This is a genomic window from Pseudonocardia broussonetiae (assembly GCF_013155125.1).
In the GTDB taxonomy this organism is placed as follows: Bacteria; Actinomycetota; Actinomycetes; order Mycobacteriales; family Pseudonocardiaceae; genus Pseudonocardia; species Pseudonocardia broussonetiae.
Genome location: NZ_CP053564.1, coordinates 3,866,692 through 3,885,863, shown reverse-complemented (window position 1 = coordinate 3,885,863; position 19,172 = coordinate 3,866,692). Strand labels below are relative to the sequence as shown.

The following is a 19,172-nucleotide window of genomic DNA, read 5'->3' as shown; positions in this document are numbered from 1 at the left end:
CCGTAGTAACCAACTGGTTTGTTTCTACCACGGGACGGTACGGTGCGGCGGTGCGGGACGCGGCGGCCACCAGGCGCAGGATCACGGCCGCGGCCACCGCCGAGTTCGCCGCGCACGGCATCGCCGGGGCGCGGGTCGACCGCATCGCGGCCGCGGCGGAGGCCAACAAGGCGCAGCTCTACGCCTACTTCGGCAACAAGGACGCCCTGTTCGACGCGGTGTTCACCGCGCACGTCGGCGCCAACGTCGACGCCGTGCCGCTCACCGTCGACGACCTCCCCGGCTACGCCGTCCGCCTCTACGACGCCTACCTCGACGACCCCGTGCTGGTGCGCCTGCTCAGCTGGGCCCGCCTGGAGCGCACGCCGACCGGGCCGCTGTTCGGGCATGTCCCCGACCACGACGCCGAGCTCGTCATGCGGATCACCGCCGCCCAGGGCATGGGGGTGCTCGTCGACGACGTCGACCCGGCCGACCTGTGGGCGATGCTCGTCGCGCTGGCCGGCACCTGGGCGCAGGGCGCGATCGTGCACACCGCGCGCCGCGACGACGACGCCGCCGAGCACGAGCGCCGCCGGGCCGCGCTGTCCGCGACCGTGCGGCGTGCGTTCTGCCGCTGACGTCCTCTGCCGCTGACGTCCTCTGCCACTGGCCGCACCGGTGACCCCCGTCTCATCGGGAGACGTCCGATGCGCACCGGCGCACCTATCCTCCAACGATGGGGTCGCGGTCGGTGGAGGTGGAGGCGGCTCGCCGCTCGTTCCTGGCCGGTGCGGAGCGGCCGCCGGACCCGGGCGTCGTCGGGCCGGCCGTGCTGGCCTCCTGGCAGCGGTCGCTGCGCCACGACGTCGACCCCGACCGGATCGGCGCGCGGTTCCTCGGCCACCACCACGACGTCCCGCGCGTGGTGGCCTGCGCCGACGAGGTCCTCGACGCCTTCACCACCGCCCACCCCGACGCCGGCTGCTCGTTCGTGCTGCTCGACCCGGCCGGCGTGGTCCGGGCCCGGCGCGACGCCGACCGCGCGCTGGCCGGGCTGCTCGACGCGCTGCTCCTCGTCCCCGGCTACGGCTACGGCGAGCGCACGGTCGGCACCACGGCGGCGTCGATCGCGCTGCACGACCAGGCCGACACCGCGATCAGCGGCGTCGAGCACTTCCACTCCCAGCTCACCTGCCTGGCCGAGGCGGCGGCCGTCGTCACCGACCCGCGCACCGGCGGCACGGCGGGCGCGCTGGTCGTCGTGTGCCACCACGCCGACCGCACCGCGCTGCAGCTGCCGCTGGCCCGGATGCTCGCCGACCGCGTCACCGAGCGGGCGGCCGGCGAGCCGCACCGCGCCACCCGCGCGATCCTCGACCGCTTCGCCGCCGAGCACGCGGGTGGCGGCGCGTGGGTGCTCGCCACCGACGGCGACTACGTCGTGACCAACGGCCCGGCCCGCCGGCTCCCCGCCGGTGACCAGCGCGTCCTGAGCGACCTGCTGCTGGCCAGCCTCGTGCTGGCCGACTTCACCACCAAGCACGTCGACCTGCCCTCGGGCCACTGCGCCGAGGTCGGGGTGCGCCCGGTGCACCTCGACGGGGCGTCGGTCGGCTGCGTCCTCACCGGTGCCCCCACCGGCGAGGGCACCGGGCGGCCGCCGGAGAGCGTGCGCCGGCAGGGCTCGCACGTCGCCCCGACCGCGCGCCGCGACTACGCGCGCGACCTCGTCGTCACCCGCCAGGAGCACGCCCAGGCGCGGATCCGGGCCAACCGGGAGCTGCTCTCGCCGTACCTGCGGGCGCGGCAGGAGGTCGTCGCGAGCGTCCGGCAGGGCCGCAACCACCTGCTCATCGGCGAGCCCGGCGTCGGCAAGCGGACGCTGCTCGTCGAGCAGTTCCGGGCGGCGCACCCGTCGGGGCGGGTCGTGCTCGTCGACGGGGAGCGCGGCGACGCCCCGGACCTCACCGGCGTCGCCGACGGCCGCCCGCACCTGCTGCTGCTGCGCGGGATGAACCTGCTGACGCCGGTCGCGGCGCGGCGCCTCGACGAGGTGCTGCGCCCGCTCGTCGCCCTGCCGGTGCCGCCGCTGGTGGTCGGCTGCGTCGACACCCCCGCCGTCGACGCCACCCGCCCCTACGGCCTGCTGCTGCGCCACTTCCACGAGATCACGCGCGTGCCGGCGCTGCGCTACCGCGCCGACGAGATCGGCGACATCGCGCTGGCGGTGCTGCGCAGGCTGTCCGGGCGGCGCTCGCTGCGGCTGAGCCTGCAGGTCGTGCGCGTGCTGGAGGGCTACGCGTGGCCGGGCAACATCAGCGAGCTGGAGGACGTGCTGCGCTACGTCGTGGCGCGCAAGCCCGTCGGGGAGATCCAGGCCCGCGACCTGCCGCAGCTGTGCTTCCAGGGCCGGAGCCGGAAGATGTCGATGCTGGAGGCGGCGCAGTGCGACGCCGTGATCCAGGCGCTCTACGAGTGCGGCGGCAACCGGTACAAGGCCGCGGCGATGCTGGGCATCGCCCGCTCCTCGCTCTACCGCAAGATCGACGCGTTCGGCATCAGCTACATCGCCTGACGCCCGTGCGCGGCGATCGTGGCCGGAGCCACGATCGCCGCGCACGAGGGTGGGTCACGGGGTGATGATGACCTTCAGCGCCGAGTTGGCCGCGGCGTTCTTGAACACGTCGTACGCCTCGTCCATCTGGTCGAAGGTGAACGTGTGCGTGCCCATCTTCTCGGCCGGGATCCGGCCGCTGCCGACCATCTTCAGCAGGGTCGGGATGGAGACGGTGTCGACCAGGCCCATCGTCATCGTGACGTTCTGGATCCACATGTCCTGCATCGGCAGCTCCACCGGCGTGCCGTGGACGCCGATGTTGGCGATCGTGCCGCCCGGGCGCACCAGCGACGCGGCCGTCAGCAGCGTCTCCGGGTAGCCGACCGCCTCGATCGAGACGTCGACGCCGAGGCCGTCGGTGAGCGCGATGACGTCGGCGACGGTGCCCGGCCCGACCTCGACCGCGTCGGTGGCGCCGAACTCCAGCGCCTTCTCCAGCCGGAACTTGTTGGAGTCGACCGCGATCACCTTCGACGCGCCCCACAGGCCGGTCGTGAGGATCGCCGAGAGGCCGACGGCGCCCGCGCCGACGACGGCGACGGTGTCACCGGGCCGGACGCCGCCCGCGAGCACGCCGACCTCGTAGCCGGTGGGCAGCGAGTCGGCGAGGAAGATCGCCTGCTCGTTGGTGACCGAGTCGGGCACCAGGTAGAGCGAGGTGTCGGCGTAGGGCACGCGGACGAGCTCGGCCTGCGTGCCGTCGATGAGGTGGCCGAAGATCCAGCCGATGCCGCCGACGGTCTGGCAGTGCGACGGGATGCCGCGCTGGCAGTACTCGCAGCGCCCGCACTTGGTGATCGCGGGTACGAGGACGCGGTCGCCGACGGAGAAGCCCTTGACCGCGTCGCCGATCGCGGTGACGGTGCCGACGGCCTCGTGGCCGAGGATGCGCCCGTCGGTGACGGCCGCGACGTCGCCCTGCAGGATGTGCAGGTCGGTGCCGCAGATCGTCGTGGTGTCCACCCGGACCACCACGTCGGTCGGGTCCTGGACAACGGCGTCCGGGACGTCCTCCCAGGCCTTGTTGCCCGGACCGTGGTAGACGAGTGCCTTCATGCGAACCTCCGTGGGTCGAATACGCTGCGTTCCGACCGTAGGGGCGCCCGCACGGGGGCACTGTCGCGTAATCGGACGATCGCGGGGCCGCCCGGGCGGCCCGGGCGCCGGGGTGTCCCGATCCCGGGACACCGCTCGGGCGGGCGCTCACGGGCGCTCCACGGGAGGATAGCGCCGTGCGCATCGCCCTGTTCGTCACGTGCCTCGCCGACGCCGTGTTCCCCGACGTCGGACGCGCCACCGTCACGCTGCTGGAGCGCCTCGGGCACGAGGCCGTGTTCCCGCCGACGCAGACCTGCTGCGGCCAGATGCACGTCAACACGGGGTACCAGCGCGAGGCGGTGCCGCTGGTGCGCCACCACGTGGAGGCGTTCGAGCCCTACGACGTCGTCGTCGCGCCGTCGGGGTCCTGCGTCGGGTCGGTGCGCCACCAGCACGCGATGGTGGCGCGCGGCGCGGGCGACGAGGCGCTCGCCGGCCGCGCGACGGCCGTCGCCGCCCGCACGTACGAGCTGTCCGAGCTGCTCGTCGACGTGCTGGGCGTCGAGGACGTCGGCGCCTACTTCCCGCACCGCGTCACCTACCACCCCACCTGCCACTCGCTGCGGATGCTGCGCGTCGACGACAAGCCGCTGCGGCTGCTGCGCCAGGTCCGCGGGATGACGCTGCTGGAGCTGCCCGACGCCGACCAGTGCTGCGGCTTCGGCGGCACGTTCGCGCTGAAGAACGCCGACACCTCCACGGCGATGCTGGCCGACAAGATGCGCAACGTCGTGGCCTCCGGCGCGGAGGTGGCCACGGCGGGCGACAGCTCCTGCCTGATGCACATCGGCGGCGGCCTCTCGCGGCTGCGCACCGGCACCCGGACCCTGCACCTCGCCGAGATCCTGGCGGCGACGGCGTGAGCGGCTCCGCCGCCCGTGAGCGGCGATCGTGGCCAGGACCACGATCGCCACTCACGACCGTGCCCGCGGCCACCGCGCCTCAACCCGACCAGGAGCGACGACCGTGAGCACCTTCCTCGGCCTGCCCGCCGCCCGCAGCGACGTCACCGCCCCCCGCGGCGTGGGCCACCTGCGCGGGGAGCAGTCCTTCCCCGACGCCGCCCGCGGCGCCCTGGCCGACTCACAGCTGCGGCGCAACCTCGGCCACGCCACCACCACGATCCGCGGCAAGCGCGCGGCCGTCGTCGCCGAGTGCGACGACTGGGAGGAGCTGCGCCTCGCCGGTGAGGCCCTCAAGTCGTCGACGATGGCGCGCCTCGACCAGCACCTCGTGGAGCTGGAGGAGAGGGTCACGGCGCGCGGCGGCGTCGTGCACTGGGCGCGCGACGCGCACGAGGCCAACGCGATCGTCACCCGGCTGGTGCGGGAGACGGGCGAGACCGAGGTCGTCAAGGTCAAGTCGATGGCCACGCAGGAGATCGGCCTCAACGACGCGCTCGCCGAGGCCGGCATCACCGCGCAGGAGACCGACCTCGCCGAGCTGATCGTCCAGCTGGGCGGCGACCTCGGCAGCCACATCCTGGTGCCCGCCATCCACCGCAACCGCGCCGAGATCCGCGAGATCTTCCTGCGCGAGATGCCCGGCGTCGACCCGGAGCTGACGGCCGAGCCGCGCCGCCTCGCCGAGGCCGCCCGCCTGTACCTGCGCGAGCGGTTCCTGCGGGCGAAGGTCGCGATCTCGGGGGCCAACTTCGGCGTCGCGGAGTCGGGGACGCTGCTCGTCGTCGAGTCCGAGGGCAACGGCCGGATGTGCCTGACGCTGCCCGAGACGCTGATCACCGTCATGGGGATCGAGAAGGTCGTGCCGACGTGGCAGGACCTCGAGGTGTTCCTGCAGCTGCTCCCCCGCTCCTCGACGGGCGAGCGGATGAACCCCTACACCTCGGCCTGGACGGGCGTCACCCCCGGCGACGGGCCGCAGGCCTTCCACCTGGTGCTGCTCGACAACGGCCGCACCGCCACCCTGGCCGACGAGGTCGGGCGCGCGGCGCTGCACTGCATCAAGTGCTCGGCGTGCCTCAACGTCTGCCCGGTCTACGAGCGCGCGGGCGGGCACGCGTACGGCTCGGTCTACCCGGGCCCGATCGGCGCGGTGCTCTCGCCGCAGCTGACGGGCGTCGAGGACAACGCGTCGCTCCCCTACGCCTCGTCGCTGTGCGGCGCCTGCTTCGACGCCTGCCCCGTGCGGATCGACATCCCGTCGCTCCTGGTGCGGCTGCGCGCCCAGCACGTCGACGCCAACCGGGGCGGCGTCCCCTCCCCCGAGGCCGCCGCGATGGCCGCGGCGTCCTGGGTGATGGCCGACCACCGCCGGTTCGCCGCCGCCGAGACCGCCTCGCGCCTGGGCCGCCTGCTCGGCCGCTCCACCGGCCGCATCGGCTCCCTGCCCCCGCCGCTGGACGCCTGGACGGGCAGCCGCGACCTCCCCCGCCCGCCCGCCGAGTCCTTCCGGCAGTGGTGGGCCCGCGAGCGGGGTCAGGGGCGGGCCCGCGAGCGGGGTCAGTCGTGACCCGGCTCGCACACACCTCCCGGGGCCCGCACACAGGGCCGGACCTGTGTGCGACCCCCGCAGCCTGTGTGCGGGCGAGCCGGTGAGCGCCCGCGACGAGGTGCTCGGCCGGATCCGCGCCGCCAACAGCGCCGCCGGGCACCCGCTCGCCCGGCCCGTCCCGCGCGAGTACGCCCGCACCGGCACGCACGCACCGGGCTCGGCCGCGGTGCTGGAGCTGCTGCGCGACCGGCTCGTCGACTACCGCGCCACCGTCGTCGACGCGGCCGGGGACGTGCCCGCCGCGATCGCCGTGGCGCTGGCCGGGGTCGACGGTCCCGCGCTCGTGCCCGCCGGCCTCCCCGACGGCTGGGTGCCCGGCGGCGTCGCCGACACCGGGTTCTCGCCCGCCGAGCTCGACGGGTTCGCCGCCGTCGTCACGGGGGCGGCGGCGGCCTGCGCCGTCACCGGCACGATCGCGCTCGACGCGGGCCCCGACCAGGGCCGGCGCGCGCTCACGCTGGTCCCCGACGTGCACGTGTGCGTGGTGCGGGCCGACCAGGTCGTCGAGACGGTCCCCGAGCTGCTCGCCCGGCTCGACCCCGTCCGCCCGACGACGTTCGTCAGCGGCCCGTCGGCCACCAGCGACATCGAGCTGCACCGCGTCGAGGGCGTGCACGGCCCGCGCACGCTCATCGTCGTGCTGGACGCCCCCTGACACCTACCCGACGGTGACGGGCTCCCGCTCCACCACCCGCGCCGGGATCAGGAACGTGACGGCGAGACCGGCGAGCGAGGCCCCGGCGGAGATCAGCAACGCCACCTGGATCCCGGCGGCCGACGGGAACACCGAACCCCCGACGCTGATCGTGAACCCGGCCAGCACCACCCCGGTGACGGCCGCGGACACCGAGGTGCCGACCGAGCGCATCAGCGAGTTGAGGCCGTTGCCCGCCGCCGACAGCTCGCGCGGCACGGCCCCCATGATCAGCGCGGGCATCGCGGCGTAGGAGATGCCGACGCCGCTGCTGATGATCACCGTGGCGAGCAGGACCGCGGGCACCGAGCCGGTGAGGAACGTCGTCGCCAGGTAGCCGGCGGCGATCACGGCGAGCCCGGCCATGAGCGTGGTGCGCGGGCCGCGCGCGGCCGTCAACCGGGCCGACAGCGGCGACATCACCATCATCATCAGCCCGCCCGGCGCCATCACCAGGCCGGCCTGCAGCATCGACAGGCCCAGCCCGTAGCCGGTCTCCGGCGGCGCCTGCAGCAGCTGCGGGAACACCAGCGAGGTCCCGAACATCGCGAACCCGGCCACGACCGACGCCAGGTTGGTGAACAGCACCGGGCGCCGCGCCGACACCCGCAGGTCGACGAGCGGGTCGCGCACGCGCAGCTGCAGGACGCCCCACAGCACGAGCACGACCACCGACGTCGTGAACGCGCCGATCGTCAGCGGGCTCCCCCAGCCCCACGTCCCGCCCTGGACGACACCGAGCAGCAGGCCGACCAGCCCGACCGCCAGCCCGAGCGCGCCGAGCACGTCGAACCTCCCCTGCGCCCGCACGTCGGACTCCGGCACGACGAGCGCCACCAGCAGCCCGCACAGCGCGCCGAGCACCGCGGAGAGCCAGAACAGCACCTGCCAGCTCGCGTTCTCCGCGACGATCGCCGACACCGGCAGCCCGATCGCCCCGCCGACGCCGAGCGTCGCGCTCATCAGCGCCATCGCCGAGCCGACCCGCTCGGGCGGCAGGACGTCGCGCATCATCGTGATCCCCAGCGGGATGATGCCCATCGCGGCGCCCTGCAGCCCGCGCCCGATGATCGCGGGCACGAGCGCGCTGCCCGCGGCCACCACCACCGAGCCGACGACGAGCGTCGCGAAGCAGCCCAGCATCACCAGGCGCTTGCCGTAGAGGTCACCGAGGCGCCCGGTCACCGGCATCATCACGGCCGCGACGAGCAGGGTGATCGTGACGACCCACGACGCGTCGGCCGGCGAGGCGTCGAGCAGCCGCGGCAGGGCCGGGACCAGCGGGATCACCAGCGTCTGCATGAACGACGCGATCAGCCCGCCCGAGCACAGGGCGGCGACGACCAGCCGGGGCGAGGCGGCGACCCGACGTGCGGCGGCCGGACGTCGGATCACGGAGGTCCCCCTGGGATTCGGTAGCACGGCTAACCTTGTGTACCGTACACACGCCGCGGCCGGGAGGTGCACGTGACGGAGGACCCAATCGACGCGCTCGCGCGCGAGTTCATGCTCGTCGGCCGCCACCACCTCTCCCCCGCCCGGATCCCCGGCGCGCTCGACCGCTCGGCCTACGTCGTCCTCAGCCGCCTCGAGGCCGGCGGCCCGCTCACCGCCCGCGGCATCGCCGACGCGCTCAACCTGGAGATCTCCACCGTCACCCGGCAGGTCGGGGCAATGCGCCGCGCCGGGCTGGTGGAGCGCACGCCCGACCCCGACGGCGGCCCGGCGCACCTGCTGCGCCCCACCGCCGCCGGCCTGCGCCGCCTCGCCGCCGACCGTGCGGCCTACCGCAGCGGGATCGGCACGGTCCTGGCCGACTGGTCCGACCACGACGTCGACGAGCTCAACCGCCTGCTCCGCCGCCTCAACGAGGACATCGAGCAGCGGCAGTCCGGGCTCTGGCCGCGCCCGCCCGCGCCGGACCGCGCCGCCTCACGCTGACCCCCCATCTCACGCCGACGGCGCCACCCTCACGCCGACGGCGACCCGAACCGCTCCCGGTGCACCGCCTCGGCGAGCGGCCTCCGGGCGCGCCAGCGGTGGCGCTCCAGGTCCGGCACCTCCTCGAGGTGGCTGACCGGGCCGACGCACAGCCACGCCACGGGCCGCACGCCCTCGGGCGCGCCGACCAGCTCGCGCAGGAACGGCTCCCGGTAGAACGACACCCAGCCGACGCCCAGCCCCTCGGCCGTCGCCGCGAGCCACAGGTTCTGCACGGCCAGGCACGTCGAGAACAGGACGGTGTCGGGCACGGTCGCGGCGCCCAGCACGTGCGGGCCGCCGCGGTCGGGGTCGCAGGTGACGACGATCCCGGCGGCCGCGCCGAGGATCCCCTGCACGGTGATCGGCCCGAAGGTGGCGGCGCGCTCGTCGTCCAGGCCGGCGGCGAACTCCCGCCGCTGCTCCTCGACGTGCGCGGCGAACCGGGCGCGCACGGCGCGGTCGCGCACGACCACGAAGTCCCAGGGCTGCGTCAGGCCGACGCTCGGGGCGCGGTGCGCGGCGTCGAGGACCCGCCACAGCACGTCCTCCTCCAGCGGGGCGTCGACGAACTCGGTGCGGACGTCGCGGCGGCGGGCGATCACGTCGTACAGGTCGCGGGACACGACGGCCAACGCTACCGGCGCGGCACGCTGCCCAGCGCGCACCCCGCGGCCACCAGCGCCACCGCCGCCAGGACGACGAACACCGCCGGGTAGCCGCCGAGCACGTCGGCCAGCGCGGCCCCGGCCCACGGCGCCAGCGCCGTCGCGAGCACCACCGGGGCCGAGAGGATCCCGCCCAGGCGCCCGTAGTGCGTGGCGCCCCAGCGGTCGCTGACGGCCGTCGCCTGGAACAGCGTGAGCACGCCGCGGGCCGTGCCGGCCAGCACCGCGACGGCCACGAGCAGCGCCGTCGGCCCGGGCACGACCGCCATGAGCGCGGTCGTCGCCGCCACCGCCAGCAGGATGACGACCCCGCGCCCGCGCACCGAGAACGAGCGGACGAGCCACCCGTAGCCCAGGCGTCCCGCGGTCTGCCCGAGCCCGCCCAGCCCCAGCGCCCACGCGGCCTCACCGGTGGTCAGCCCCCGCTCGACCAGCAGCGGCACCTGGTTGACGATCACCGCGAACGCCGTGAACGACCCCAGCCCGACGGCGAGGACCGCGAGCACGAACGGGCGGCTGCGGGCGATCGCGCCCGGGTCCGCGCCCGCCGACTCCTCCTCGGGGTCGGGGCGGGGCCAGGGCCCACGCAGCCCGAACAGGTGCGCCGGGACGGTCGTCACGGCGAGCACGACGGCCAGGACGAGGTAGGTCCGCCGCCAGTCCGACGCCTCGACGAGCGCGGCCGTGAGCGGTGCGAAGACCGCGCTGGCGAACCCCGCCAGCAGCGTGACGGCCGTCAGCGCGGTGACCCGGCGCGGCCCCCACCAGCGGGTCAGCGCCGCGAACGCGGGCGGGTAGAGCGTGCCGGCCATCGCCAGCCCGGCCAGTGCCCAGGACGCGAAGAACCACGGCAGCGTCGGCGCGGTCGCGATCCCGACCAGCGCGGGCACGCCGAGCAGCGAGCCCGTCGTCATCACGACGCGGGGGCCGTGCCGGTCGAGCACCCGCCCGGCCGGGATCCCGGCGAGCGCCGACACGACCAGGCCCGTCGAGAACGCCGCGGTGACCGTCGGGAGCGACCAGCCGGTGTCGGCCGTGATCGACGACGCCAGCACCGGGAAGGCGTAGTAGAGGATCCCCCAGCTCACGATCTCGGTGGCGCACAGCACGACGAGCACCCGGCGCAGGCCGGACGGGGAGAGCACGGTCACGGGGGCGGGCACGCTCAGCGGGCGAGGCCCAGCCGGTAGCCGCCGCGGGTGGAGAAGTCGGCGGTGACGGTGAAGCGGTCGCCCCGCACCAGCGTGTGCCGCCACTCCACGGCGTCGGGGCCGACGAGCCCGAGCCGCTCGATCGCGAACGCGGCGACGTCCGGGCCGACGGCGAGCAGGTCGCGCTCGGCCTCGCTGGGCACGACCGCGCGGATGTCCTCGCGCCCGGCGGTGAGCGTGACGCCGCAGGTCTGCGCGAGCTCGGTGTAGAGCGCGGTGTGGGTGAAGTCGACGTCGAGCAGGGGCGCGGCGATCGCGTGCGGCAGCCAGACGCGGTCGACGGCGAGCGGCGCGGTGCCGGCCATCCGCAGCCGCTCCAGGAACACCAGCGGCGTCGACTCCTCCAGCCCCAGCCGCGCCGCGATCACCCCGTCGGCGCGCACCTCGAGGGTCCGCACGACGCTGCGCTGGCTCAGCCCGGCCGCCTCGACCGAGGAGAACAGGCTGTAGAGCGCGCCGAGCGGCTGGCGGATCTCGGTCGGCGCGGCCAGCCGGGGCGAGCGCCCGCGCCCGGCGACGACCGTGCCCTCGTCGCGCAGGCGGCGCAGCGCCTCGCGCACGGTGTGCCGGCTGACGCCGTACTCGCCGACGAGCGCGAGCTCGCCGGGGAACGCGTCGGCGAACTCGCCGGCCTCCAGGCGGCGCCGCAGGTCGGCCAGGAGCTGGGACCACAACGGGTCGTGGCGGGCGCGGTCGAGGGAACGCGCTCCGGTCACGACCCCATCCCACCACGCCCGGCCGGTTCCCAGTACGAGGTGGGCAGCCCGCGCGCCCCCGGCCGGGCGACGTGCAGGCGCCCAGAGTCCGGGTGGGCGGCGAGCTCGGCGTCGGACATGCCCTGGCGGGCGGTCGTGATCACCAGCAGGTCGAGGTCGGGCCCGGCGAAGGCGACGCACGTCGGGTGCGGGGCGTCGAGCTCGACGTGACCGGTGACCTCCCCGTCCGGGGTGCGGCACTCGACCCGCCCGCCCTCGTAGAGCGCGATCCACAGCCGGCCGTCGGCGTCGACGCACATCCCGTCGGGCGAGCCCTCGACGGTGCACAGCACGCGCCGCTCCCCCACCGCGCCCGTCGCCGGGTCGTACTCGCGCTCCCAGATCGTCCCCGGGATCGTGTCGATGCTGTAGAGCCGGTCGCCCGCGGGGCTCCAGGCCAGGCCGTTGGACAGGTCGAGGTCGGTGTCGAGCGGGACGACCGCGTCGCCGTCGAGGCGGACGAGGACCTCCTCGCCGGTGCGGTCGTCCTGGGCGAGGCTGCCGACGAGGAACCGGCCGCCGGGGTCGACGGCGCCGTCGTTGAGCCGGCTGCGCCGCGCGGCGGGCAGGACGCGCGCGACCTCGGTGCGCCGCCCGTCGGGATCGACGGAGGTGAGCACCTGGCGCTCCGCGACGAGCAGCCCGCCGTCGGCGCGGACGGCGACCGCGCCGACCGTCGAGTCGAACGCGTGCCGGCCCGTGACGTGCACGGCGTTGCCGTCGATCCGGCCCTCCAGCACCGCGCCCTCGACGATGTCCACCCAGAGCAGCCGCTCGCGCGGCCCGTCCCAGACGGGGCCCTCACCCAGCGTGCAGACCTCGTCGGAGGCCGGAGTCGCGACGGTCACGCGGCCGAGGCTAGCCCGACACGCCCCTGCGGGCAGCGGCGCGCCGGGCCGCGGCGAGGAGCCGGCCCGACAGCAGGTGCGCGGGCAGCAGGCCCGGGTCGAGGTCGCCGGCGCGCAGCCAGGCCCCGAGCGCGGCGACGTCGGCGGTGGTGCGCAGCGGGCCGACGACGAGGGCGTGCGAGGTCGGGCGGCGCTCGTCGTCGCAGGGCTGGACGACGACCACGGGCGCCACCGGCCGCTCCGCGCACACCGCCCCGCCGAGCAGGCACCCGGTGCTCACCAGCACCCCCTGCTCGCTGCCGCGGACCACCGCGCGCAGCTCCGCGGCGACGGCGTCGCCGACGGTCGCGGTGTCGCCGGTGCCGCAGCGGCCGGCGACGCAGGACAGGGCCGTGTACCCGGAACAAGTGGCCATGGGGCTACGTTGATGCAAGCGACAATCGTTGTCAACTAGCGAGAAGAGGTTCGCCGTGCGACCGAACATCCACCCCACCTACGGTCCCGTCGTCTACCAGGACCAGTCGACCGGCGACCGCTTCCTCACCCGCTCGACCGCGACCTCCCGCGAGACGACGGTCTGGACCGACGGGAACACCTACCCGCTCGTCACGATCGACGTCACCGCGTACTCCCACCCGTTCTGGACGGGCGGCGCGCGCGTGCTCGACGCGGCGGGGCAGGTCGAGAAGTTCAACCGGCGCTACGGGAAGCGCCGCGCCTGAGGACCGGCCCGCCCCGATACTGGGCGGGTGCGCCGGAGCCGGGCGGTGGTCGTCACCGACATGCGGGAGCCGCTCGTCGTCGTCCACCGCCGGCTCATCCGGCGCCGCTCGGCGCTGATGGTGCTGTGGATCGCGGGCTGGGTCGCCACCGGCTTCGTCTCCGACACCGGCTGGCTGGCCATCGCGATCCTCGTCGTCACCGGGCCGGTCGCCTGGCTGGCGACGTGGTGGTGGTTCCGGGATCCGGGAGGGTCGCGGGTGCCGGCAGGACCTGGCGCGGCACCGGGTCCCCGTGCCCTCGGCGCTCGGCCCGGGCCCGCCACTCCCGGGGGTAGCCCAGGGACACCTCCCGGAACGGGACACCGTCCTCGACCGTGACGCGCGGGATGTGCAGGTGCCCGTATACGACGGCCTGCGCGCGGTAGCGGACGTGCCAGTCGGCGGTGGCGGTGGTGCCGCACCACAGCGCGAACTCGGGGTAGCGCAGCACGCGGGTCGGCAGGCGGGTCAGCGGCCAGTGGTTGACCAGCACCGTCGGCAGGGCCGGGTCGAGCGCGTCGAGCCGGCGCCGCGACTCCTCCACCCGCGCCGCGCACCACGCCTCCCGGCTCGGGTACGGGTCGGGGTGCAGCAGGTGCTCGTCGGTGCAGACCACCCCGGCCGCGTAGGCGATCTCCAGCCCCTCCGCCGACGTCGTCGCACCCTCGGGCAGGAACGAGTAGTCGAAGAGCAGGAACAGCGGGGCGACGACGACCGGCCCGTCCGGCCCCGTCCACACCGGGAACGGGTCCTCCGGCGTGTCGACGCCGAGCGCGCGGCACTCCGCGACCAGCCGCTCGTAGCGCGCGACCCCGCGCAGCGGCACCGGGTCCTTCGTCCGCGTCCAGAGCTCGTGGTTGCCCGGCACCCAGATCACGCGCGCGAAGCGGCGGCGCAGCACCGCGAGGGTGCGCACGACGTCGTCGACCTGCTCGGCGACGTCGCCGGCCACGACCAGCCAGTCGTCGGCGGACTCCGGCCGGATCTCCTCGGCGATCGCCCGGTTGTCCCGGTGGCGCACGTGCAGATCGCTGACCGCCCACAGCTTCACCGGTGCACTCCTACCACGGGAGCTGGCCGAACCGGGGTTACCGACGGTAGGTTCGGCAGCAGGTTACCGTCGGTAGGTTTCACGGGAGGTCGGCATGGTGGTCCGTCAGGCGATCCGCTGGGGGCTGCGTCACGGCATGATCCGCCGTGCCGTCGAGCAGCGCGTGAAGGCCGGTGACCCGACCGCGCGGCTGATGGTCGACCCGGCCGTGATCGCCGACCCCTTCGGCCACTACGACGAGCTGCGCACCCGCGGCGCGCTCGTCGACAACGGCATCGTGCTCAACACCGCGCGCCACGACGTCGCCACCGCGATCCTGCGCAGCCCCGACTGCGGGGTCGTCGGCGGGCCGAGCGGGCGCGCGCCGGCCGCGCTGCGGGCGCTGGTGCGCGCCGGGGGCCGGGGGCCGCTGGGGCCGGTCACGCCGCCGTCGATGCTGTCGGTCGACGCGCCCGACCACACCCGCTACCGCAAGCTCGTCACGCGCGCGTTCAGCGCGAAGGCCGTCGCCGCGCTGCGCAGCCGCACCGAGGAGATCGCTGCGGGCCTGCTCGACGACATGCACGGCCCGCACGCCGACCTGATCGACGACTACGCCGCCCTGCTGCCCGCCACCGTCATCGCCGAGATGCTCGGGGCGCCGGTCGAGATGCGCCGGCAGTTCCTGGAGTGGGGTGCGGGCGGGGCGCTCTCGCTCGACGCCGGGCTGTCGTGGTCGGAGTTCCGGCGCTCGGAGAGCGACCTCACCGCGCTCTCGGAGTGGATGCACGGCCACTTCGAGCACATCCGCCGCAACCCCGGCGACAACATTCTCTCCGCGCTCGTGCACGCGCACAGCGCGGAGGGCCGGCTCACCGACGACGAGCTGACCTCGATCGCGATGCTGCTGCTCGCCGCGGGCTTCGAGACCACCGTCAACCTGATCGGCAACGGCACCGCGCTGCTGACCGAGCACCCCGACCAGCTCGCCCGGCTGCAGGAGGACCCGTCACTGTGGCCCCGGGCCGTCGACGAGGTGCTGCGCCTGGACTCCCCCGTGCAGCGCACCGGCCGCATCGCCCTGCGCGACACCACCGTGGCCGGGGCGCCGCTGCGCACCGGGCAGGTCGTGGTGATCATGCTCGGCGGGGCCAACCGCGACCCGGCCGTCTTCGGTGACCCCGAGCGCTTCGACGTCGGCCGCGCCAACGCAGGCGACCACATCGCCTTCTCCAGCGGCATCCACTACTGCCTGGGTGCCGGCCTCGCGCGGATGGAGGGCGAGGTGGGGCTGCGGGCGCTGTTCGACCGCTTCCCCGGGCTCACCCCGACCGCCCCGCCGCACCGCCGACCCACCCGCGTGCTGCGCGGCTACGACGCGATGCCGGTGCGCCTGACCCCCGCTACCGTCGACGCATGACCTCCCCGGCGGCGCTCGCCGACGCGCAGTTCGTCCAGCTCACGACGTTCCGCCGCGACGGCACCGGCGTCCCGACCGCGGTCTGGGTCGTACCGCTGCCCGGCGGCGAGCTGGGGGTGTGGACGCCGTCGGGGAGCGGCAAGGTCAAGCGCATCCGGCGGTCCGGGGACGTGACGCTGGCGGTGTGCGACCGCCGGGGCACCCCCTCGGGCCCCGCGGTCCCCGCGACGGCCCGCATCCTCGACGCGGCCGGGGTGCGGACCGTGCGGGACGCGGTGCGGCGGAAGTACGGCCTGCTGGGGCGGGTGCTGACGGCCATCAGCCAGCGCCGGGGCGCCGGGCCCGCAGGCCTGGCGATCACCCTCACCGCCTGACGCACACTCCCCCCGCGAGTCGGGCCTTGGTTGCGAGCGAGTCGGGGCCTGACTGCGCGCGAGTCGGGCTCTCGTTGCGCGCGAGTCGGGCTCTCGTTGCGCGCGAGTCTGCCGCCTGACCCGGCGAGTTTGCCGCCGGCGCTCGGCGAGTTTGCCGCCGGAGCCCAGCGAGTTTGCCGCTGGCGCTCGGCGAGTTTGCCGCTGGCGCCCAGCGAGTTCGCCGGTCGCGCGCAGCGAGTTCGCGGCTGGCACCCGGCGAGTCGTGCGATCGCGCACGGGCACGGCCGGCCCCGTCGTCGTGCCGTCGCGACCAACTCGCCGCGCCGATCGGCGGACTCGCCGGGTTAGGCGGCAAACTCGCCGTGCCGACCGGGCAAACTCGCCGGTCGAGATCGGCCAACTCGGCGGGTCGGATCGGCGGACCCGGCGCTCAGAGCCCCAACCACCCCGGCACGTCCACCCGCAGCGGGGCGTCCGCGGTCACCACCCGCAGGTCGCGCTCCAGGTCGTCGACCCGGCCGGGACCCAGCGCGTCCGCCCACCCCGCCCGCAGGTCGTCGAGGATCCGGGCGGACCGCGCCAGGCAGTCCTCCCCCCGCTCCGTCCGCCGGACCGTGCGGGCGCGGGCGTCGCGGGGATCGGCCTCGCGCCGGACGTAGCCCAGCGCCTCCAGCGTCTCGACGTGCTTGGCCGCCGCCTGCTTCGTGACGCCGAGCCGCCGCCCGACCTCCACGGTCGAGCACCCGTCACCGACGGCCTGCAGCACGAACCCGTGCACCGGCCGCACGTCGGGGTGCCCCTGCCGGGCCAGCTCCGCGTGCAGCCCGTCGATCAGCACCCGGAACCCCTGCAGCAGCAGCAGCGGCAGCGCTCCCGGCTCACTTGACACGATGGACAACCCGGTTCACCATTTCGTCAACCACGTTGTCCATCATAGGGAGACCGCCCGTGCCCGTCGTCCGCCACACCGACGCCCGCCGCACCACCACCCCGAACGCCACGATGACCACCCACGCCTCCCCCACCCAGGGCGGCAGCGCCCAGCTCGCCGTGTGGACCGTCGAGATGACGCCCGGCGCCGCCGGCCCGCCGCACACCTTCGATGTCGAGCAGGTCTGGACCGTCCTCGACGGCCGCGCCCGCGCCGACGTCGACGACGAGCACCACGACCTCGGCCCCGGCGACGTGCTCGTCCTGCCGGCCGACTCCGTGCGGCGGGTGCACGCCGTCGACGCGTTCCGCGCGGTCGTCGCCGCTCCGGCCGGGGCCCGCGCGACCCCCGTCGACGGCGAGCCCGTGCTGCCGCCGTGGATCGCGTGACGCGTCAGCCGTCCAGCGCCTCGAGCGCGGCGGCCGCCTGCGTGCGGATGACCTGGAGGCGGACGGCGAGGTCGTCGCGGTGGTCGTCGCCCATGACGCCCCCGGCGTAGCGGCTGTACACGCCCGCGCCGATGCAGGCCGAGCGCCAGCGGGCGAAGGCGACGTAGAAGTCGAGATCCGAGACGTCCCGGCCGGAGCGCTCCGCGTAGCGGGCGACGAGCTCCTCGCGGTCGGCCCAGCCGTCGACCAGGCTCGGGCCCGACAGCGTCGCCGGGACGCGGTCGCCGGGCCGCCCCCAGGACGCGATGATCCAGCCGAGGTCGGCCAGCGGGTCGCCGAGCGTCGCGAGCTCCCAGTCGAAGACGGAGCGGACGGTGCCGTCCGGGCCGACGGCGAGGTTGCCCAGGCGGAAGTCGCCGTGGGCGATCCGCACGTCCGACGGCGGCAGGGCGGCGGCGCGCTCGGCGAGGCGGTCGTGCACGGCGTCGACGACGTCGAGGTCCGGCACCGCCGACGCGTGCACCTGCCGGTGCCAGCGCCGGAGCTGGCGCTCGAGGTAGCTGCCGGGGCGACGCAGGTCCGACAGCCCGACCTCGTCCGGGTCGACGGCGTGCAGGTCCGCGAGGACGTCGATCGCGTCCAGGCCCGCGGCGCGCCGGGCGTCGGGGGCGAGGCGGTGGCCGGACTCCTCGTCGCCGAGCACGTCACCCTCGACGAAGCCCATGACGTAGAACTCGGCGCCGATGACGTCGGCGTCCGTGCAGAGGGCGACGGGTTCGGCGACCGGCACGGGCGTCGGAGCGAGGGCGGTGATGAAGCGCCACTCGCGACCCATGTCGTGCGCCGTGGCGAGCACCATGCCGGTCGGCGGGCGGCGCAGCGCCCACGTCGAGCCCGCCTCGTCGGCGATGCGGTAGGTGAGGTTGGAGTGCCCGCCGGAGATCCGCGTGACCGTCAGCGGACCGTCGGCGACCCCCGGCACCGCGGTCCGGAACCACTCGGCGAGCGGGGCGGCGGGCACGGCGTCGATCGTCATCGCCCCATCCAAGTGCACGGCGCGCGTTGACGGCCACCGCGGCGCGTGGCTGGATGCACTTCGCACCGCACATCAGCGCCGATGGAGGACACCCATGAGCCAGGACCGCATCCTGCAGGTCAGCGGCACGATCGCCGCCCCTCCGGAGAAGGCGTTCGCGCTGCTCGCGGACCCGGCGAGGCACCCGGAGCTCGACGGTGCGGGCATGGTCCGCGGCCTCGACTCCGGCGGCCCGGTCACCGCGGTCGGCGACGAGTTCGTGATGAGGATGAACCAGGACGGCATCGGCGACTACGCGATGCGCAGTGAGGTCACCGACTACGAGCCCGGCCGCCGCATCGCGTGGGCGCCGTCGATCCACCCGCCCGGCTCGCTGGCCCACGTCATCGGTGAGATCGACCCGAGCGGCCACACCTACGGGTGGGAGCTCGAGCCCACCGCCGACGGCGGCACCCGCGTCACCCACACCTACGACTGGAGCGGCGTCGCCGACGAGGGTGCGCTCGGCCTGTACCCGCGGGTGACGGAGGAGCAGATGTCGGCGAGCATCGCGAAGCTGGGCGAGGCCGCCCGCTGACCCGCACCACTGACCCCCGCGATTCGGGGTCTCGTGGCGACCGAGTCGGGGTGGACGGCTCCCGGCTCGCGGCACGAGGGTCGCGGCGGTGCGATCACGCCGTCGTGTTCGCTCTTCCCGCCGCGCCTCACGGTCCTGGCGAGAACCGTTGAGGTGCGGCGACCGGTGATCAAGGCGAGATGGCGCGGCAGGGTCGGTGATCACCGAGAGTGCACCGTGGGGGCAGTCAGAGGGACCGTGGTGGCGCGGTTCCGGCGATCACCGCGTTCGTGATCGCGCCCCGCCGC

The 19,172-nt window shown here is 75.2% G+C and carries 22 protein-coding genes; 11 read left to right on the top strand and 11 right to left on the bottom strand.

Annotated elements, in window-relative coordinates:
• Positions 1 to 50 precede the first annotated feature (50 nt).
• Together HOP40_RS19170 and HOP40_RS19165 are read left to right on the top strand one after the other, a co-directional pair.
• The gene (locus HOP40_RS19170; RefSeq protein WP_172160517.1) at positions 51 to 620 is read left to right on the top strand and encodes a TetR family transcriptional regulator; all 570 of its coding nucleotides are present in this window, start codon (positions 51 to 53) and stop codon (positions 618 to 620) included.
• 98 nt (positions 621 to 718) lie between these two features.
• The gene (locus HOP40_RS19165; protein WP_172160515.1) at positions 719 to 2,557 is read left to right on the top strand and encodes an AAA-type ATPase lid domain-containing protein; all 1,839 of its coding nucleotides are present in this window, start codon (positions 719 to 721) and stop codon (positions 2,555 to 2,557) included.
• A gap of 54 nt (positions 2,558 to 2,611) precedes the next feature.
• On the opposite strand, the gene HOP40_RS19160 is transcribed toward HOP40_RS19165, so the two are convergent.
• Positions 2,612 to 3,655 carry an alcohol dehydrogenase catalytic domain-containing protein gene (locus HOP40_RS19160; protein ID WP_172160513.1) on the bottom strand — a complete coding sequence of 348 codons (1,044 nt, stop codon included), beginning with the start codon at positions 3,653 to 3,655 and terminating at the stop codon, positions 2,612 to 2,614.
• Between the two features lie 176 nt (positions 3,656 to 3,831).
• On the opposite strand from HOP40_RS19160, the gene HOP40_RS19155 reads away from it, so the two are divergent.
• The 3 genes from HOP40_RS19155 to HOP40_RS19145 all read left to right on the top strand — a co-directional run bounded on the left by HOP40_RS19155 (position 3,832) and on the right by HOP40_RS19145 (position 6,866).
• Complete coding sequence (locus HOP40_RS19155) at positions 3,832 to 4,560, top strand: (Fe-S)-binding protein (protein WP_172160511.1); 729 nt, start codon at positions 3,832 to 3,834, stop codon at positions 4,558 to 4,560.
• A 160-nt stretch (positions 4,561 to 4,720) separates the two neighbouring features.
• Positions 4,721 to 6,169: a lactate utilization protein B gene (locus HOP40_RS19150; RefSeq protein WP_205347332.1), complete on the top strand. Its 1,449-nt coding sequence runs from the start codon at positions 4,721 to 4,723 to the stop codon at positions 6,167 to 6,169.
• Positions 6,170 to 6,251: 82 nt separating this feature from the next.
• On the top strand, positions 6,252 to 6,866 hold the full coding sequence (locus tag HOP40_RS19145) for a LutC/YkgG family protein (RefSeq protein WP_172160507.1): 615 nt from the start codon (positions 6,252 to 6,254) through the stop codon (positions 6,864 to 6,866).
• 3 nt (positions 6,867 to 6,869) lie between these two features.
• On the opposite strand, the gene HOP40_RS19140 is transcribed toward HOP40_RS19145, so the two are convergent.
• Positions 6,870 to 8,207 carry an MFS transporter gene (locus HOP40_RS19140; RefSeq protein WP_172168584.1) on the bottom strand — a complete coding sequence of 446 codons (1,338 nt, stop codon included), beginning with the start codon at positions 8,205 to 8,207 and terminating at the stop codon, positions 6,870 to 6,872.
• Between the two features lie 165 nt (positions 8,208 to 8,372).
• On the opposite strand from HOP40_RS19140, the gene HOP40_RS19135 reads away from it, so the two are divergent.
• On the top strand, positions 8,373 to 8,846 hold the full coding sequence (locus tag HOP40_RS19135) for a MarR family winged helix-turn-helix transcriptional regulator (protein ID WP_205346818.1): 474 nt from the start codon (positions 8,373 to 8,375) through the stop codon (positions 8,844 to 8,846).
• A 29-nt stretch (positions 8,847 to 8,875) separates the two neighbouring features.
• On the opposite strand, the gene bluB is transcribed toward HOP40_RS19135, so the two are convergent.
• Genes bluB through HOP40_RS19110 form a run of 5 tightly spaced genes read right to left on the bottom strand, consistent with a single transcriptional unit; the run spans position 8,876 to position 12,782 of the window.
• Positions 8,876 to 9,511, bottom strand: coding sequence for a 5,6-dimethylbenzimidazole synthase (gene bluB, locus HOP40_RS19130; RefSeq protein ID WP_172160505.1), 636 nt, complete (start codon positions 9,509 to 9,511; stop codon positions 8,876 to 8,878).
• Between the two features lie 11 nt (positions 9,512 to 9,522).
• Positions 9,523 to 10,698, bottom strand: a complete 1,176-nt coding sequence (locus HOP40_RS19125) for an MFS transporter (RefSeq protein WP_172168580.1) — start codon at positions 10,696 to 10,698, stop codon at positions 9,523 to 9,525.
• A gap of 20 nt (positions 10,699 to 10,718) precedes the next feature.
• Positions 10,719 to 11,480, bottom strand: a complete 762-nt coding sequence (locus HOP40_RS19120) for a GntR family transcriptional regulator (RefSeq protein ID WP_172160496.1) — start codon at positions 11,478 to 11,480, stop codon at positions 10,719 to 10,721.
• Positions 11,477 to 12,367, bottom strand: a complete 891-nt coding sequence (locus tag HOP40_RS19115; protein ID WP_172160494.1) for an SMP-30/gluconolactonase/LRE family protein — start codon at positions 12,365 to 12,367, stop codon at positions 11,477 to 11,479. The genes HOP40_RS19120 and HOP40_RS19115 overlap by 4 nt, the downstream gene beginning before the upstream one ends.
• Positions 12,368 to 12,377: 10 nt before the next feature.
• A complete protein-coding gene (locus HOP40_RS19110; RefSeq protein ID WP_172153785.1) occupies positions 12,378 to 12,782 on the bottom strand; it encodes a hypothetical protein in 405 nt (134 codons plus the stop codon).
• A 55-nt stretch (positions 12,783 to 12,837) separates the two neighbouring features.
• Between HOP40_RS19110 and HOP40_RS19105 the strand changes: the two genes are divergently transcribed.
• Positions 12,838 to 13,089, top strand: coding sequence for a type B 50S ribosomal protein L31 (locus HOP40_RS19105; protein WP_172160492.1), 252 nt, complete (start codon positions 12,838 to 12,840; stop codon positions 13,087 to 13,089).
• Here the strand turns inward: HOP40_RS19105 and HOP40_RS19100 are convergent.
• Positions 13,068 to 13,271: a hypothetical protein gene (locus HOP40_RS19100; protein ID WP_172160482.1), complete on the bottom strand. Its 204-nt coding sequence runs from the start codon at positions 13,269 to 13,271 to the stop codon at positions 13,068 to 13,070. The two genes, HOP40_RS19105 and HOP40_RS19100, sit on opposite strands and share 22 nt — an antisense overlap.
• Before the next feature lie 14 nt (positions 13,272 to 13,285).
• Positions 13,286 to 14,179 (bottom strand): metallophosphoesterase family protein, encoded by an 894-nt coding sequence (locus HOP40_RS19095; protein ID WP_172160480.1) that lies wholly within the window; start codon positions 14,177 to 14,179, stop codon positions 13,286 to 13,288.
• Positions 14,180 to 14,273: 94 nt separating this feature from the next.
• Between HOP40_RS19095 and HOP40_RS19090 the strand changes: the two genes are divergently transcribed.
• Together HOP40_RS19090 and HOP40_RS19085 are read left to right on the top strand one after the other, a co-directional pair.
• Positions 14,274 to 15,578, top strand: coding sequence for a cytochrome P450 (locus HOP40_RS19090; protein ID WP_172160478.1), 1,305 nt, complete (start codon positions 14,274 to 14,276; stop codon positions 15,576 to 15,578).
• A complete protein-coding gene (locus HOP40_RS19085; RefSeq protein WP_172160476.1) occupies positions 15,575 to 15,952 on the top strand; it encodes a PPOX class F420-dependent oxidoreductase in 378 nt (125 codons plus the stop codon). Before HOP40_RS19090 ends, HOP40_RS19085 begins: the two co-directional genes overlap by 4 nt.
• Before the next feature lie 430 nt (positions 15,953 to 16,382).
• On the opposite strand, the gene HOP40_RS19080 is transcribed toward HOP40_RS19085, so the two are convergent.
• Positions 16,383 to 16,841, bottom strand: coding sequence for a MarR family winged helix-turn-helix transcriptional regulator (locus tag HOP40_RS19080; RefSeq protein ID WP_172168578.1), 459 nt, complete (start codon positions 16,839 to 16,841; stop codon positions 16,383 to 16,385).
• A 59-nt stretch (positions 16,842 to 16,900) separates the two neighbouring features.
• Here HOP40_RS19080 and HOP40_RS19075 point away from each other — a divergent pair, with 59 nt between their 5' ends.
• A complete protein-coding gene (locus tag HOP40_RS19075; RefSeq protein ID WP_172160474.1) occupies positions 16,901 to 17,272 on the top strand; it encodes a cupin domain-containing protein in 372 nt (123 codons plus the stop codon).
• Between the two features lie 4 nt (positions 17,273 to 17,276).
• On the opposite strand, the gene HOP40_RS19070 is transcribed toward HOP40_RS19075, so the two are convergent.
• Positions 17,277 to 18,308 (bottom strand): phosphotransferase family protein, encoded by a 1,032-nt coding sequence (locus tag HOP40_RS19070; RefSeq protein ID WP_172160472.1) that lies wholly within the window; start codon positions 18,306 to 18,308, stop codon positions 17,277 to 17,279.
• Positions 18,309 to 18,402: 94 nt separating this feature from the next.
• On the opposite strand from HOP40_RS19070, the gene HOP40_RS19065 reads away from it, so the two are divergent.
• Positions 18,403 to 18,885 carry an SRPBCC family protein gene (locus HOP40_RS19065; protein WP_172160470.1) on the top strand — a complete coding sequence of 161 codons (483 nt, stop codon included), beginning with the start codon at positions 18,403 to 18,405 and terminating at the stop codon, positions 18,883 to 18,885.
• Positions 18,886 to 19,172: the final 287 nt, after the last annotated feature.